This is a genomic window from Metabacillus mesotrionivorans, assembly GCF_052171315.1.
Lineage (GTDB): Bacteria > Bacillota > Bacilli > Bacillales > Bacillaceae > Bacillus_P.
Genome location: NZ_JBQMFF010000002.1, coordinates 762126 through 778008 on the forward strand (window position 1 = coordinate 762126; position 15883 = coordinate 778008).

The window sequence follows — 15883 nt, forward strand, 5'->3', positions numbered from 1 at the left end:
GGCTTTAAACCCTCCCCAGAATATAAATATCTGAAAAATTTTCTTCCTGTTCGATCATGATGCTGTTGTTTTTCATCAATTCCAAGATGGCTAGAAAGGTTACCACTAGATGATCCTTCTGGTCTGAGGGGAACAGCTCGGTAAATTTGCGTCTGCGGGGATTTCGCCTGAATTCATCAAGTATCTCATCCATCCGCTTCTCAATCGGTATTTCCTGTCTGGCAATTTTCGTCTGCAGCGGCTTTTGCAGTTTTTTTCTGCGCATCATCTTCTGAAAAGCCCCAAGCATATCATAAATGGTGACATTCACCGGATCTGATCCTCCAGCAGGCTCTGCGGCATATGCACTAAGGTCACTGGGAGGCTTTGTAAAAACCTTCGATCGTTCTTCTTCCATGTGTCTTAAATCATCTGCAGCTTCTTTGTATTTGCGGTATTCGATCAGTCTTCTCATCAGCTCATCGCGCGGATCTTCTTCAGGTTCAAACCCAAAGTCATCCTCTTCAAGCTCTTCTTCATGTTTTGGAAGAAGCATTCCGCTTTTAATGGACAAAAGCGATGCTGCCATTACCAGATACTCAGATGCCACATCAAGCTGAAGTTCTTTCATTGTATGTATATAGAGCATATACTGCTCGGTTATTTCAGCAACCGGTATATCATAAATATCAATCTCAAGTGTATTGATTAAATGCAGGAGAAGATCCAGCGGCCCTTCAAATGCATCGATTTTCACTTTGTACTGCACGTTCATCCCACCACTTCATTCTGTACCGCTTAAGCAGACTACCCTTTAGTATAGAACATAATATGATCAATCTCCATTACTATTTTAGGTGATTCATAGAACAATGAGAAAAAAGTCCAGAACCGGGATATTCGCCCATACACATCAAAGCGCCCTGCATAAGATACCAATGTAAATTCGAAAGTTCTTAAGGAGGAATTAGTAATGGGAGATAAAGGTTTTGGCTACGGTTCTGGATTTGCGCTGATCGTTGTATTGTTCATTTTGTTAATTATCGTTGGAGCTGCTTGGCTGTACTAATCAGCGCCTATTAAAGACCGCAACATTTTGGTGCTCAGGCTTATGAGCACCTTTTGTGTTTCATTTCTTCATAGAAGATGCCCCTTTATGCTAAACTGAAGATACATATTTTCTGATGTGAGGGTGATGTTATCTGTATCCTGAAGCCTATTTAGATTATTTAGTTCACTTCCACGGAGACCGCGACTATTTTGAATGCCATGAAGTGCTTGAAGAACACTGGAAGGAAGATCCTCCCGGAAAGCGCAAGGCATACTGGGTCGGACTCATTCAGCTTGCAGTCGGGCTTTATCATTACAGAAGGGAAAACTGGAACGGGGCAGAGCGGATGATTAAAAATGCCATTTCCATTTGTTCGCAGGAGAAAGATGCGGTTGCTTCACTCGGTCTGCACCCCGAATCTCTTCTTGAGCTGATGAGAAAAACATCTCTCGCGATCGAACAAAAGCGGCCATATGAAAGCATCAGTCTTCCGGTTTTTGATGAAGAGCTTCTGAAGCAGGCCAAGTCACACTGTAAAGAAAACGGCATGACGTGGGGAAACCCAAGCAATCTTGCGGATGCCTCCCTCGTTCACAGACATTCCACGAGGGACAGATCGGATGTTATTGCAGAACGGAACAGAAGTCTTCTGCAAAAGAAAAAAAACAGATGAAGCATATGCTTCATCTGTTTTTTTGAAAGCAGGTATTTATACTGTCCCTGCCCAACGTCCTGAAAGTCTGCTGCTAGCAGTCCGGTTCCGTGCACTTTTCGAAAAAAGCTTTTGTCCGTTCATCCGGAACCACTGTTTTTGTTTTGTACTGTTCTTTTAATGCCGCCACCATTTTTCTGCCGATTCCCTGATGACGGTGAGAAGGGTTCACACTTACATGCTGAATCTTCACGCGGTCATCGTCCTCATGCACGACTCCGATTGTGCCGATGATATCATCGTCTTCTTTCCAAAGAAACAGCTGCCAGAACTCATCTGTTTCATACTGTTTCATTGTCTGCTGCAAATGCTTTAAATCTTTTTCATTTGGCATAAAAGACAAAAGACCCATGGCAATTTTTTCAAAGCTTTTCTTATAGCGAATTAACATATGAACCCCTCATTAACGAAATAACCTTCCGATTAGAGAAAGCAAAAACAAAAAATGAAAGCCTGTCATCAGACTGATGTTCGGTCCATGTTTCTTCCGTTCACCTAAACAGATCCCGGATCAGGCATGAATCACTCTCAGAACATTATAAACAGTTTTCCGGGCTTTTTAAACACTTTTCAGCGAAATTAATCCAATGTGCGCATTAAATTCGCCATTTCGATGGCCGCAACAGCTGCTTCATAGCCTTTATTCCCAGCTTTTGTGCCGGCACGCTCAATTGCCTGTTCAATCGATTCAGTCGTCAGGACACCGAAAATAACCGGAACGCCCGTTGACATGGATGCCTGCGACACTCCTTTAGCCGCCTCATTGCAGACATAATCATAATGAGTCGTAGATCCTCTGATGACTGTTCCAAGTGTGATCACTGCATCATATTTGTTCGATGCGGCCATTTTTTTGGCAACCAGCGGAATTTCAAATGCGCCAGGCACCCATGCGATTTCCACGTTCTCTTCCTCCACGCCGTGGCGGTTCAGTGCGTCTGTTGCCCCGCTCAAAAGCTTGCTTGTAATGAATTCATTAAATCTCCCTACGATAACCGCTACTTTTAATCCTGATCCGACTAAATTACCTTCGTATGTTTTCATGACTGTTTCCTCCAATATTATAGGTTGAGTAAATGTCCAAGCTTTCCTTTTTTCGTTTTCATATAGCCTTCATTTTCTTCTTTTGAAGGCATTTGAATCGGTATACGGTCCACAACTGTCAGTCCGTACCCTTCAAGCCCTGCGATTTTTCTCGGATTGTTCGTCAGAAGCTTCATCTCTGCCACGCCAAGATCTTTTAATATCTGGGCACCGATTCCGTAATCTCTCAGGTCATCGGCAAATCCAAGCTTATGATTGGCTTCCACCGTATCATAGCCTTCTTCCTGAAGGGCATAAGCTTTCATCTTATTTAAAAGTCCGATCCCTCTGCCTTCCTGTCTCATATATAAAAGAATTCCGCTTCCGGCTTCTTCAATCTGGGCAAGCGCTGCATGGAGCTGAGGTCCGCAGTCGCAGCGGTTTGACCCGAACACATCACCTGTCAGACATTCTGAATGGACGCGCACAAGAGTCGGCTGATCAGGAGAAATTTCTCCTTTTACAAGAGCGATATGCTCTTTGCCGTCAAGAACGTTTGAATACCCGACCGCTCTGAACATGCCGAACTCAGTTGGAAGCTTAATATCCGCTTCTCTTTTTACAAGAGCATCAGACACATTGCGGTAGTGAATCAGATCTTTAATGGTGATCATTTTGAGGCCATGGTGCTCGGCAATTTCCATTAAATCCGGAACCCGCGCCATTTCTCCGTCTTCTTTAATAATTTCACAGATGACGCCTGCCGGGCTTGCACCAGAGAGTCTCGCAAGATCAACAGCAGCTTCTGTATGCCCTGCCCGTCTCAGCACCCCGCCCTGCTTTGCAACGAGCGGAAAAATATGACCCGGCCGTTTAAAGTCAGAAGGAACGGCATCTTCATTTAGAATCGCCATGATCGTATCTGATCGTTCAGAAGCGCTTATCCCTGTTTTGGTGGTTTTATAGTCAATGCTGACCGTAAACGCCGTTCCATGCGGGTCCGTATTGTCGCTTACCATCGGATGAAACTGAAATTTTTCCGCATACTCCGAAGAAAGCGGCACGCAGACAAGTCCTCTGCCGTGCTTAATCATAAAATTGATCACTTCAGGAGTAGCATGGTCTGCAAGAGCTACAAAATCTCCTTCATTTTCACGTTCTTCATCATCTACGACAATGACAACTTTGCCGTTTTTCAAATCCTCAATTGCTTCACTTATTGAATGAAATGCCATGATGTGTCCTCCATTCTAGTAAAATCCGTTTTCTTTTAAAAAATCAGGTGTAATCGATGAAGATCCCTGTGACTGATCGATGAACTTCTTCACATACTTGCCGAGCATGTCACATTCAATGTTGACAATATCCCCTGCCTCTTTGCCTCCAAGAACGGTTTCAGAGAGAGTATGCGGGATAATGGACACCGTTACTTGTTCATTCTCAAGGCCGAAAATCGTCAGGCTGATTCCATCAATGGCGATTGAGCCTTTCATCACTATCGATGAAGTCAGGTCCCTGCTCGTTTTTATATCATAATAAACCGCATTTGCACTCGGCCGTTTGCGGATAATCGTACCTGTCCCATCCACATGTCCGGTGACAAAATGCCCGCCGAACCTTCCTCCTGCCGCCATCGCCCGCTCAAGATTGACGTTTGATCCCTGTTTCAGGGCGTTCAGCGAGGTAGCTTTCACGGTTTCAGGCATCACATCCACTGTAAAGGAGGATGATGTGAACTTTGTTACCGTCAGGCACACGCCGTTCACGGATATACTGTCCCCAAGCCTCACATCTTCCAAAACTTTTGACGCATGGATGGTCATCTCAATGGCTTTATCGCTTCCGCTCATGCTGCCGATCGTGCCGATTTCTTCAATAATTCCTGTAAACATTTCGCTTTACCCCTCCTTCTTTACGCAGACAAGCTTCAGATCTTCACCAATCAGCTCAGCTGACTGAATTTTCAGTCGGAATGCTTTATTAATTTCCTTAATCCCTGTTCCTCCTGCAAGAGACGGGGCACCTTCCCCTCCAATCAGAACGGGGGCTGTATAGCTGACTACTTCATTGAACATGCCGCTTTCAATAAAATTTCCATGTACTGTTGCGCCGCCTTCAACAAATAATGACGTCACGCCCATTTCACCTATGGTCTGAAGCAATTCCTCAATTCTTATGGACGGCGTGTTCATTTTTATCACTTTGGCTTTCTTTTCAAGCAGGCTTATTTTTTCAGCAGATGCACCGCTGCCGGCTATCAGCCACGTTTCCGCAAGACCGTCATTCAGCACAGCGGCTGTTTCCGGAATTCTCAGATGCGTATCAAGCACAATTCGGACAGGCTGCTTTTTAGCATGTTCCGTCCTGCATGTTAAAGACGGATTATCTTTTATAACTGTTTCAATACCGGTAAGGATGGCATCATGCCTCTCTCTGTAGGAGTGGACATCTTTCCTTGCTTCTTCCCCGGTGATCCATTTGCTCTCTCCCGTTACAGTGGCTGTTTTGCCGTCAAGACTCCCAGCCCACTTCAGCGTAACAAACGGACGTTTCTTTTGAATATAATGGAAAAAGAATTTGTTCAGCTCTGCAGCTTCTTCTTTCAAGACGCCAAGCTCTACTTCAATTCCGGCATCACGGAGTTTCCTTATTCCTCTGCCGGCAACTGCGGGATTCGGGTCTTCAACAGCCACAACCACTCTTTTCACTTTGGACTGAATAAGCAGATCCGCACAAGGCGGCGTCCTCCCGTGATGACTGCAAGGCTCAAGCGTCACATAAACAGTCGACCCTTCAGCCTCAGCACCCGCCATCCTGATCGCATGAACTTCTGCGTGCGGCTCACCCGCTTTAAGATGTGCGCCAAGACCGACGATCCTGCCGTCTTTCACCACAGCCGCACCAACATGAGGATTGGGCGACGTCTGCCCGATTCCCTGTTCTGCCAGGCGCAGAGCCGTCATCATATACTCGCGATCTTCCAAAACCATATCCCCTTTCTTTTAGAATGCAAAAAAGCCCGCAGGTTGATACCTGGGGGCTTGTCAGGGATTATTGGTCACATTCGCATGCCAAACAAGAGTACCATTCCTCTGTTTTTTCAGAAAAATAATACCCGCACGTCAACACTGTGTTCCTTCTCCCATCCAGACTATACTGTCGGCTCCAGAATTTCACTGGATCCACCGCCTGCACCATGTGCAGCCGGGTCACGGACTGAAAAGCATCTGCTTTATCACCGCCGGTTGGGAATTTCACCCTGCCCCGAAGGAAAACAATGAGTATGAAATTGTTCCTTTCTATCATCTTATCCGGATATGCGGAAGATTGCAACGATTTAATTCCGGGGTTTTCTGATTGGAGATTGATTTTTCATTTTAGAAAGGGTTGCTGGTTTTTTAGGTGGTGTGATCCGTGATGTTGCTTACCCTCGCAAATTGTTTTACGGTTTACGAGGGTACGATTCGAGCACTTGCTTACCCTCCCACATGGTTTCTCGGTTTGAGAGGGTACGATTCCAGCACTTGGCTACCCTCCCAGATCGTTTTACGGTTTACGGGGGTACGATTCCAGCATTTGCTTACCCTCGCAAATCGTTTTTCAGTTTACGGGGGTACGATTCAAACGCTTGCTTACCCTCGCAAATCGTTTTTCGGTTTGCGAGGGTACGATTCGAGCACTTGCTTACCCTCCCACATCGTTTCTCGGTTTGCGAGGGTACGATTCCGACGCTTGCTTACCCTCGCAAATCGTTTTTCGGTTTACCGGGGTACGATTCCAGCATTTACTTACCCTCGCAAATCGTTTTACGATTTCCGGGGGTAGGATTCCAGCGTTTGCTTACCCTCGCAGATTGTTTTACGGTTTACGTGGGTACGATCCGCAAGTTTACTTACCCTCGCAAATCGTTTTACGATTTCCGGGGGTAGGATTCCAGCGTTTGCTTACCCTCGCAAATCGTTTTACGGTTTACGTGGGTACGATCCGCAAGTTTGCTTACCCTCGCAGATCGTTTTACGGTTTACGGGGGTACGATTCCAGCATTTGCTTACCCTCGCAAATCGTTTCTCGGTTTCCGGGGGTACGATTCACGCGTTTGCTTACCCTCCCATATCGTTTCTCAGTTTCAGAGGGTACGATTCAACTGTGTTTACTATTTCTCGCGAGGCACATAATGTGTAGCTTTGCCAATCCCTGTCTGTAAAAAATGATTGTTTAAGATTTTCCTGATGGTCTTTTTGGATTTTACTATGTGACACCATTCCCAAATCTCTTCAACAGTAATCTTTCTTTCCGGAAAAAGAAACTGATATTCTTCAATAGCCCGCAGGATTGCAGAAACATAGGCTTCCGCAGTTTTACAATTCGAGCAGCGAAAATATGGATTTGAAAATGTAGTATACATCTTGCCACAAAACCTGCACCCCACCCCCTTCTCAAGCTCGTCATACCCATACTCAGGCAGCCGGTCAAAACGCGATTCCTCCTGATGAAGTGCCAAAAGCTTCTCCGCAAGCTTCGAGTGAACGGCTTTAAGCGGGGAGACACAATTCTTTTTTAGTGTTTTTGCAAAACGGTCCAGCTGGGAATGGAAAACGATGGGCTGTGAGGACGATGCATGATAGAGATGAAACCGGGGATTGATAAAAACCAGGTTGGCTTCTATGGGGAGCTGAAAGTGGTGTTCCTGAAGCAGGATTCGAAAGAGGGTTTCGTTTCTATGCAGCTGCAGCAAAGGGTTTTTGACTTCTTTTTTCACAGGAGACAGCCACTTATCTTTATCCAGGTGATAATCTCCTTCGAAGTTCTTCACTTCAAACAAATAGATTCTTTGCGGCGAGATGTACAAAGAATCAATCTGATAGGTTGTTTGATTGGTTTCGAGCAGGAGATCGCTCAGAATGATTCCGTTTCCTTGATGAAGTTTCAGCCACGCCTCAAACTGTCTTTCCCCTTCAAACCCTTTTTCAAGGTTAAGAAAGTGCGCTGCTTCTTCAGCATGCAAAGCCTTTCGGGCATTCAGCTTCCGGTACATCAGCAGCTCTTTCGATTCTCGAAGATCTTTCAAATGCATTCCTCCTTTTCCGCCATCGTATGATAAGAAGAAGATTCCGGCAAATCATGAAAATCAAGTTATCTGTCAATCCACGTAACTTAATTAGTTGTTTGGACCAAACAATCCGGGACATTCACCCGTGCACAAATGCAAACAAAAAAAGCCGCCCGCATAAGGACAGCTTTCCATCTATCTTATTCTTCCCAGACTTTAACTTCTTTCATTGCATCGCCCTGTTTGATTTTGTAGACGTTGTCTAGTCCTTCAACAACTTGTCCGAATACAGTATGGACGCCGTTCAAATGAGGCTGTGGCTCGTGAACGATGAAGAATTGGCTACCGCCTGTGTCTTTTCCTGCATGTGCCATTGAAAGAGCTCCGGCAACGTGCTTGTGAGGGTTACCTGCTGTTTCGCATTTGATTGAGTAGCCAGGGCCGCCTGCGCCTGTTCCAGTTGGATCTCCGCCTTGTGCAACGAAGCCAGGGATAACGCGGTGGAATGTTACGCCGTTGTAGAAGCCTTCGTTTGCAAGCTTTTCGAAGTTTTCTACTGTTTTAGGTGCTGCTTCAGGATAAAATTCGATCACCATTTGATCGCCGTTTTCCATTGTGATTTGACCTTTTTTCATATGTATGAAACCTCCTGCATCTTTTTTTCGTCTAATAGACTGAACGTTATTCATTCTACTATATAACGTTTCATAAAGCCAAACAGTTCGCTGTTTTCCTGAAAAAACCTGTCGCCAAACCGATAAACAGATTATAATGAAGATTGCTGTCATAAAGAAGGAGGTCTTTTTTTTGAAAAAGATAATGATTACTGCATTCTCACTGGCACTGCTTGCTTTTCCGTCAATGGGACTTGCCGATGCAGCACCCGGAGACAAAATTATTACACTTGGAAAGAACTTAACAGAAGCACAAAAAGATTCCATGCTTTCTGAAATGGGAGCGGATGACAGTGCTCAAGTCATAGAAGTGACAAACGAGGAAGAACATAAATATCTCGGAAACTATATTCCGAAGGCGCAAATAGGAACGAGAGCCATTTCCTCTTCAGCCATTACGATTGAAGAGAGCGGCGCAGGCCTTGAAGTTAATACGAAAAATGTCAATTGGGTAACGGATGAAATGTATTTGAACGCCCTGATGACAGCAGGCGTAAAAGATGCTTCCATCCAGGTTTCAGCGCCATTTGAGGTATCCGGCACAGCGGCTTTGACAGGTTTGCTGAAAGCTTATGAAGTAAGTTCAGATGAGGCTATTCCGGAAGATGTGAAACAGGTGGCGAACGAGGAACTTGTTAAAACAGCTGAGCTAGGCGACAAAGTCGGACAGGAAAATGCCAGTGCACTTATGGCGAAAATTAAAGAAGAGATCGCGAACAACGGTGTTCCTGAGACAGATGCCGAGTTCCGCGAACTGATTGAAACATCTGCAAGCGACCTTGGCATTACGCTGTCTGAAGAAGAGATCAACAGCCTTGTTGCTTTGTTCAATAAAATGAAAGACGTCAACATCGACTGGAATCAAGTAGGACAGCAGCTTGATCAGGCAAAAGACAAGATTTCAAAATTCATAGATTCAGAGGAAGGCCAGAACTTCCTTGATCAGCTGAAAGAGTTTTTTATTGCTCTTTGGGATGCAATCATCGCTATTTTCAGCAATAAAGATAATGCCTGAAGCAAACAGCCTGCAGAAACTATTTCTGCAGGCTGTTTTTTATCTGATTTCATATTCCCTGCATTTTTCATAAAAACTTGTTTTCCCAATTCCAAGAAGCTTTGCCGCCTCCAATTTGTTTCCTTTTGCTTCTGATAAGGCATGGAGAATGGCTCTCTTCTCAGCATCAGCCACAATGCTCTTAAGCGGTTTCACAGGGCCTTCAAACGTGTTCGTGTATACTGGCTGCAGCAGCGGGCCTGCAGTGTATGGCATGATTTGGCTATGCTCTTCTTTCTGAAGATACAGCGGCAGATGTTCCGGGTAGATTATTTGTCCGTCGAGCACATTTACAGCCCGTTCGAGCACGTTTTCAAGTTCCCGGATGTTTCCGGGCCATGAATGCCTTTCAAGATCATGCATCGCTTCCTCAGATAGATCCAGACCATATCTGTGAAATTTCGTCTCGAGTTTTTTCAAAAGAACTCTTGAGATTGGAACAATGTCTTCCTTCCGTTCCGCAAGTGAGGGGATCTCAATTTTTATCACATTGAGCCTGTAGTAGAGATCCTCTCTGAATTCACCTTCCAACACCATCTTCTCCAGATTCCTGTGGGTAGCGGCAATGACCCTGACATCAATTTGAACAGGCCCCCTGCCGCCGATGCGTTCAATTTCTTTTTCCTGCAGCACACGAAGCAGCTTGCTTTGCATCTGCAGGGGAAGGTCACCTATCTCGTCGAGAAAAATCGTGCCTCCGTGCGCAAGCTCAAACTTCCCCTTTTTCCCTCCTCTTTTTGCGCCGGTAAAGGAGCCTTCTTCATACCCGAAGATTTCCGATTCAAAAAGGTGCTCGGGGATGGATGCGCAGTTCACTCTCATAAAAGGGGCAAATTTTCTGCCGCTTGTCTGATGGATGGCATGTGCAAACAGTTCTTTTCCGGTTCCGGACGCTCCAAGGAGGAGCACGGCTGACTGACTGTCTGAAACTCTTTCTGCGAGCCTTTTTGCTTCCGTGAATTTCGGGCTGCTTCCTACAAGATCCCCGAAATGATACTTGCTGAAGAGCTCTTTTTCAAATTTCCTTTTATAATAGTTTAACTCTTCCATGATCGGCTGGATTTTCTTTGAGTAGTCAATCCATTCCTGTGCATTTCGGAACATGACCGTTCCCACAGCGCCAACGAGCTCTCCTTTTACGTATAGGGGATAGCGGTTTGCAATCATTTCACTGCCATTTATAGGATGAATGGACGCCACCTCAGCCTGTCCGGTTTTGGCCACAATCTGCATTCTCGTGTTTTCGATCACATCCTGAACAGGCTTTCCGATTGATTCTTCCGCATTCACATGTAAGAATTCACAATAGGCAGAGTTGAGATAAAGAACTGTCCCCTCATGATCCACTACTACCATGCATTCAGCTGCCAAGTTGACGACCTCTTCGATCCAGTCTGCAGGAAGCTTTTCCATGAGCCCTTTCATTCTCTCCACCTCTTTCCTTCTTTTAAACCGTTTACATTTTATGTTCATCTTACACGGACGCATTGACAAAAATCAATAGATTAAGAGATTCAGCATATAAAAAAGACAGCATGGCACGCTGTCTTTTTTTCACTCTTATTGAACCGTATACCCGCCGTCAAGAATAGCTGCCTGGCCAGTTATTCCTTTCGCTTTATCGCTTGCAAGGAAAACGGCATAATCCGCAATTTCCTGAACAGCGAGCAGTCTCTTTTGCGGAACAAGCGGATAGATGACCTGCTCGAGCACGCGTTCAAGCTCTACATTTCTTGTTTTTGCAAGGTCTGCGAGCTGATTGCGCACAAGCGGTGTATCCACATAACCGGGACAGAGGGCGTTAACGGTAATTCCATGTTCTGCCCCTTCGAGCGCCGCTACTTTTGTTAATCCGATGACACCGTGCTTGGCGCTGTTATATGCCGCTTTTCCAGCAAAACCGATGACTCCGTTTATGGATGCCATGTTGATGATTCTGCCGAAGTTTTGTTTTTTCATGATCGGGAAAGCATGCTTTGTTGCGACAAACGGAGCTGTCAGCATGACTTTAATCAGAAATTCAAACCGGTCAGTCGGAAATTCGTCAATTGGAGAAACGTGCTGCAGTCCTGCATTGTTGACCAGAATATCCAGGCGTCCATATTGCTTTTGGACGGTTTCGATCGCTCCAATCATCTCGTCTTCCTTTGTTACATCGCACGCCGCCGCAATGGATTCAAATCCTTCATCCTTCAGCTTTGATGCCGCTGCTTCTGCTGCTTCTCTATTAATATCTGAAATTACGACCGCAGCACCTTCTCTTGCATACTCTTTTGCTATTTCAAAGCCAATCCCGCCTGCAGCGCCTGTGATCAGTGCTGTTTTTCCGCTGAGTAATTGGTTCATCGCCATATTCCTTTCTGTCTGTAGCTCGCCTTAATGGGCGGTCATCAATGATTTGTTGACCGTAAACGCGGCCTCTGTTTTCTCTTTTACCTCTTCAATGGTCACTCCGTCCTGGAGTTCGACAAGCTCCATCGCACCATCCGCAAAATCAAAGACGGCAAGATCGGTAATGAGGCGGTTGACTACATGCTTCCCTGTCAGCGGAAGGCTGCATTCCTTTTTCACCTTGGATTCGCCGTATTTATTCACATGCTCCATAATCACAATGATTCTTTTGGCGCCGTTTACAAGATCCATGGCACCGCCCATTCCTTTTACCATTTTCCCCGGTATCATCCAGTTGGCAAGGTCCCCCTGTTCAGAAACCTCCATGCCCCCAAGAATAGCAAGGTCAATATGCCCTCCGCGGATCATGGCGAATGATTCGGCACTGTCGAAGTAGGAAGCTCCAGGCACACTTGTTACCGTTTCTTTCCCTGCGTTGATCAGATCTGGGTCCTCTGTTCCGGAAACCGGATAAGGACCGATCCCAAGGAGGCCATTCTCTGATTGCAAAAGAACATTGTAATCATCCGGGATTTCATTAGCCACAAGTGTTGGCATTCCGATTCCAAGATTCACGTTCATTCCGTCCTGAATTTCTTTTACTGCTCGCTGCACCATTTTCCGTCTGCTGTCATTCATGTTTTTGCCTCCCCCTTATGCCTGGCGCACAGTCAGGCGTTCAATGCGCTTTTCATAGTTTGATCCAAGCAATACATGCTGGACATAAATGCCCGGTGTATGAATTTCGTCCGGATCCAGTTCGCCGGCTTCTACAATTTCTTCCACTTCTGCAATCGTTATTTTCCCTGCCATTGCAGCGACAGGGTTAAAATTCCTTGATGTTTTCCGGAAGACCAAATTGCCGAGGGTATCTGCTTTCCACGCTTTTACGAGGGCAAAATCTCCGAGAATCCCTCTTTCAAGAATATAGGTCCGGCCGTCAAAGTCCTTGTGTTCTTTTCCTTCTGCCACCTTTGTGCCCACTCCGGTCGCTGTATAAAAGCCCGGAATGCCTGCACCGCCAGCTCTCATTCTCTCGGCAAGCGTGCCCTGCGGAATCAGTTCCACTTCCAGTTCGCCGCTTAAATACTGGCGTTCAAAAATTTTGTTTTCCCCTACATAAGAGGACATCATTTTCTTAATTTGTTTGTTTGCCAGAAGAAGCCCAAGCCCCCAGTCATCTACTCCGCAGTTATTACTGACAACTGTCAGGTCTTTGACTCCTTTATCTCTTAACGCAAGAATTGCTTTTTCCGGAATGCCGCAGAGGCCGAAGCCTCCAACGACCAATGTTGCACCGTCTTCTATTTTTTCTATTGCCTGTTCAAATGAATCGAGCACTTTTCCTTTCCCCATAACTGTTCCCTCTCTTTCCAAGCTAGTTGTTTAAACTAAGCCAAATAGGCTGTAAATGCCGATAATCACAAACACGGCAACCGTTTTAATGATCGTAATGGCAAAAATATCACGGTAGGATTGTCTGTGAGTCAATCCGGTAACAGCAAGAAGCGTGATAACCGCTCCATTGTGCGGAAGTGTGTCCATACCGCCGGATGCCATCGAAATAACCCTGTGCATAACCTCAGGAGGAATATTGAATTTTTCAATCGCCTCAAGGTACTTGTCAGACATGGCACTAAGCGCAATTCCCATACCGCCGGATGCAGAGCCTGTGATACCTGCAAGGGTGGTTGTCGTCACCGCACCGTTTACGAGCGGATCTGTGAAAGTAGAAGAAATTCCGTTGCTTACTGCTTTAAATCCAGGCAATGCAGCGATAACGCCGCCGAACCCGTACTCAGCCCCAGTATTCATAGCAGCCAGAAGCGCACCGCCGATCCCTGCGTTCAGACCTTCTTTAATGTTAGCGGTTACAGCTTTCCAGTCAAAAGCAATTGTCGCGATGATTCCAATCAGCAGCGCAAGTTCAACAGACCAGATGGCTACAACGGACGGCAGTTCGATCTTGCCGAACGCTTCAAGCCCGATGGCAGAAAAATCAAATCCGTTCGGATACCATTTTGGAAATGAAACCGTGAAAAATTTATTCATGACACCAACCAGAATCAGCGGCACAAATGCTAAAACCTGGCGGGCCACACTTGGTTCAGTACCAGCCGACAATGTAGCTTCTTCTTTTTCGCGGGCAATCTCAGGATCAAGCCCGGCAGCCGTCTCTGAATGAAATCCGGCGTATCCTTCTCCGGCTTTTTCCGCTTTTTTGCGTCTCGATTCCAAATACCACATCCCAAGTGAGAGGACGAAGATCGCACCAATGATCCCAAGAACAGGCGCTGCATAAATATCAGTTTTGAAGAAAGTAGTCGGGATTACGTTTTGAATCTGCGGAGTACCTGGAAGGGCATCCATCGTAAAGGTAAACGCACCGAGAGCAATCGTTCCCGGAATCAGGCGTTTTGGAATATCTGCCTGAATGAAAAGGTTTTTCGCAAATGGATAGACGGCAAACACAACAACAAACAGGCTGACGCCGCTGTACGTTAAAATCGCACCCATCAGAACGATTGCAAGAATCGCTCTCTTTGCACCGACAAGTTTGACAATCGTCTTCGCAATCGATTCAGCAAGGCCTGACATTTCAACTACTTTCCCGAATATTGCCCCAAGCAGGAAAACAGGAAAGTACAGTTTAATGAACCCGACCATTTTCTCCATAAACACATTGGAGAAAAACGGCAGGACATAACTCGGATCCGTCAGCAGCACGGCAAACAGTGCACAGATCGGAGCAAACAAAATAACCGAAAATCCCCGGTATGCCACAAACATCAATAAACTGAGCGACAATAAAATAATAATGATTTCCACAAACATCCCCCTTTGCCTAAGTGTTCTTCTGCATAAGCAGCCCATTTAATGGTAAGCGCTTACAAATTAGGTACCCCTGCCCGCTTGCGCTACCCATCCAAATGACCAGCTCACAGTAATAACTTGCAAGATGCGTGCCAACAAAGCTTATCTTTATAAAAATTCGGAAAATTGACTTAAATCCAGTGACCGCTTGGCTTGTTAGTTTTTATAAGATTGAAAATTCACTTTTAAAAGGATGATCTTTTCCGCAATTTCGGAAAAGCGTCTCATTCCTTTCCGGAATTGCGGAATATTCCGGATATGCGGAATGGACTATTATTACGCATTGTTAATATGGTGTATATATAGAGGTTGCGTTTTTATTATTGGAACCTTATAATTCCGCAGATCCGTTTTATAGGGATGCAGTTTCTTCTTTTGCTACCCTATATTTCCGCAGCTCCGATTTATAGGGATGCAGTTTTGTCTTTTGCTACCCTATATTTCCGCAGCTTCGTTTTATAGGGATACATTTTCGCCTTTTGCTACCCTATATTTCCGCAGCTTCGTTTTATAGGGATTCAGTTTTGTCTTTTGCTACCCCATATTTTACCTGCTCCTTTCTATAGGAATGCATCCACTGTAATAGCCAGCCTTTTACCCCTTCCCCCAAAAACAAAATAACCGCCCCCAACCGGAAGCGGCTTTTTCAATCTATCAGCATTGAGACACTTTTGATTTTAACGGCAGATCCAGTGCGACCAGATCCTGATACGTTTCTCTTTTAATGACAAGCTGTGCTTCTCCATTTTCTGCAAAAACAACCGGAGGACGCGGAATGCGGTTGTAGTTGTTTGCCATGGAGTATCCGTATGCACCTGTGCAGAAGACTGCCAGCAGATCATCTGGGTTTGCTTGCGGCAGAGGAAGATCCCAAATAAGCATGTCTCCGCTCTCGCAGCATTTGCCGGCGATGGAAACCGAGTCATCCTTTGGATCATTCATGCGGTTCGCAAGGGCTGCTTCGTATTTTGCCTGGTAAAGGGCAGGACGGATGTTGTCGCTCATGCCGCCGTCGACAGAGACATATTTGCGGACATTCGGCACCACTTTTTCTGAGCCGATGGAATAAATGGTC

16 protein-coding genes, 1 pseudogene and 1 riboswitch are annotated in these 15883 nt (G+C 45.6%); of the genes and pseudogenes, 3 read left to right on the forward strand and 14 right to left on the reverse strand.

Annotation, left to right across the window (positions count from 1 at the left end; translation table 11 throughout):
• Nucleotides 1-4 precede the first annotated feature (4 nt).
• Nucleotides 5-754 carry a segregation/condensation protein A gene (locus tag ACTSEZ_RS08905; protein ID WP_369733817.1) on the reverse strand — a complete coding sequence of 250 codons (750 nt, stop codon included), beginning with the start codon at nt 752-754 and terminating at the stop codon, nt 5-7.
• Between the two features lie 198 nt (nt 755-952).
• On the opposite strand from ACTSEZ_RS08905, the gene ACTSEZ_RS08910 reads away from it, so the two are divergent.
• Together ACTSEZ_RS08910 and ACTSEZ_RS08915 are read left to right on the forward strand one after the other, a co-directional pair.
• A complete protein-coding gene (locus ACTSEZ_RS08910) occupies nt 953-1048 on the forward strand; it encodes a YjcZ family sporulation protein (protein ID WP_081414149.1) in 96 nt (31 codons plus the stop codon).
• Nucleotides 1049-1181: 133 nt separating this feature from the next.
• Nucleotides 1182-1703 (forward strand): DUF309 domain-containing protein, encoded by a 522-nt coding sequence (locus ACTSEZ_RS08915; protein ID WP_369734089.1) that lies wholly within the window; start codon nt 1182-1184, stop codon nt 1701-1703.
• 73 nt (nt 1704-1776) lie between these two features.
• Here ACTSEZ_RS08915 and ACTSEZ_RS08920 read toward each other — a convergent pair whose 3' ends face one another.
• The 7 genes from ACTSEZ_RS08920 to ACTSEZ_RS08950 form a co-directional block, all read right to left on the reverse strand.
• Entirely contained in the window at nt 1777-2133 is a 357-nt protein-coding gene (locus ACTSEZ_RS08920; protein ID WP_369733819.1) for a GNAT family N-acetyltransferase, read from the reverse strand.
• A gap of 188 nt (nt 2134-2321) precedes the next feature.
• The gene (ribH, locus tag ACTSEZ_RS08925) at nt 2322-2786 is read right to left on the reverse strand and encodes a 6,7-dimethyl-8-ribityllumazine synthase (protein ID WP_369733820.1); all 465 of its coding nucleotides are present in this window, start codon (nt 2784-2786) and stop codon (nt 2322-2324) included.
• Between the two features lie 17 nt (nt 2787-2803).
• The gene (locus ACTSEZ_RS08930; RefSeq protein WP_369733821.1) at nt 2804-4000 is read right to left on the reverse strand and encodes a bifunctional 3,4-dihydroxy-2-butanone-4-phosphate synthase/GTP cyclohydrolase II; all 1197 of its coding nucleotides are present in this window, start codon (nt 3998-4000) and stop codon (nt 2804-2806) included.
• 15 nt (nt 4001-4015) lie between these two features.
• Nucleotides 4016-4657, reverse strand: coding sequence for a riboflavin synthase (ribE, locus tag ACTSEZ_RS08935; RefSeq protein WP_369733822.1), 642 nt, complete (start codon nt 4655-4657; stop codon nt 4016-4018).
• A gap of 6 nt (nt 4658-4663) precedes the next feature.
• On the reverse strand, nt 4664-5749 hold the full coding sequence (gene ribD, locus ACTSEZ_RS08940) for a bifunctional diaminohydroxyphosphoribosylaminopyrimidine deaminase/5-amino-6-(5-phosphoribosylamino)uracil reductase RibD (protein ID WP_369733824.1): 1086 nt from the start codon (nt 5747-5749) through the stop codon (nt 4664-4666).
• Between the two features lie 146 nt (nt 5750-5895).
• A riboswitch (FMN riboswitch) is annotated at nt 5896-6041 on the reverse strand.
• Nucleotides 6042-6918: 877 nt separating this feature from the next.
• Nucleotides 6919-7833, reverse strand: a complete 915-nt coding sequence (locus tag ACTSEZ_RS08945) for a nuclease-related domain-containing protein (RefSeq protein WP_369733825.1) — start codon at nt 7831-7833, stop codon at nt 6919-6921.
• Nucleotides 7834-8015: 182 nt separating this feature from the next.
• Nucleotides 8016-8450 carry a peptidylprolyl isomerase gene (locus tag ACTSEZ_RS08950; RefSeq protein ID WP_029280109.1) on the reverse strand — a complete coding sequence of 145 codons (435 nt, stop codon included), beginning with the start codon at nt 8448-8450 and terminating at the stop codon, nt 8016-8018.
• Between the two features lie 172 nt (nt 8451-8622).
• On the opposite strand from ACTSEZ_RS08950, the gene ACTSEZ_RS08955 reads away from it, so the two are divergent.
• Entirely contained in the window at nt 8623-9504 is an 882-nt protein-coding gene (locus ACTSEZ_RS08955) for a DUF1002 domain-containing protein (RefSeq protein WP_369733826.1), read from the forward strand.
• Between the two features lie 39 nt (nt 9505-9543).
• Here the strand turns inward: ACTSEZ_RS08955 and ACTSEZ_RS08960 are convergent, their stop codons facing one another.
• The 6 genes and pseudogenes from ACTSEZ_RS08960 to ACTSEZ_RS08985 all read right to left on the reverse strand — a co-directional run.
• Entirely contained in the window at nt 9544-10968 is a 1425-nt protein-coding gene (locus tag ACTSEZ_RS08960; protein WP_369733827.1) for a sigma-54 interaction domain-containing protein, read from the reverse strand.
• A gap of 135 nt (nt 10969-11103) precedes the next feature.
• Nucleotides 11104-11889, reverse strand: coding sequence for a 3-hydroxybutyrate dehydrogenase (locus tag ACTSEZ_RS08965; RefSeq protein WP_342826539.1), 786 nt, complete (start codon nt 11887-11889; stop codon nt 11104-11106).
• Between the two features lie 30 nt (nt 11890-11919).
• Nucleotides 11920-12573 carry a CoA transferase subunit B gene (locus ACTSEZ_RS08970; protein ID WP_369733828.1) on the reverse strand — a complete coding sequence of 218 codons (654 nt, stop codon included), beginning with the start codon at nt 12571-12573 and terminating at the stop codon, nt 11920-11922.
• A 15-nt stretch (nt 12574-12588) separates the two neighbouring features.
• Entirely contained in the window at nt 12589-13290 is a 702-nt protein-coding gene (locus ACTSEZ_RS08975; RefSeq protein ID WP_369733829.1) for a CoA transferase subunit A, read from the reverse strand.
• 30 nt (nt 13291-13320) lie between these two features.
• Nucleotides 13321-14763, reverse strand: a complete 1443-nt coding sequence (locus ACTSEZ_RS08980; RefSeq protein WP_369733830.1) for a GntP family permease — start codon at nt 14761-14763, stop codon at nt 13321-13323.
• 699 nt (nt 14764-15462) lie between these two features.
• A pseudogene (locus tag ACTSEZ_RS08985) lies at nt 15463-15883 on the reverse strand (diaminopimelate decarboxylase); the annotation flags it as partial.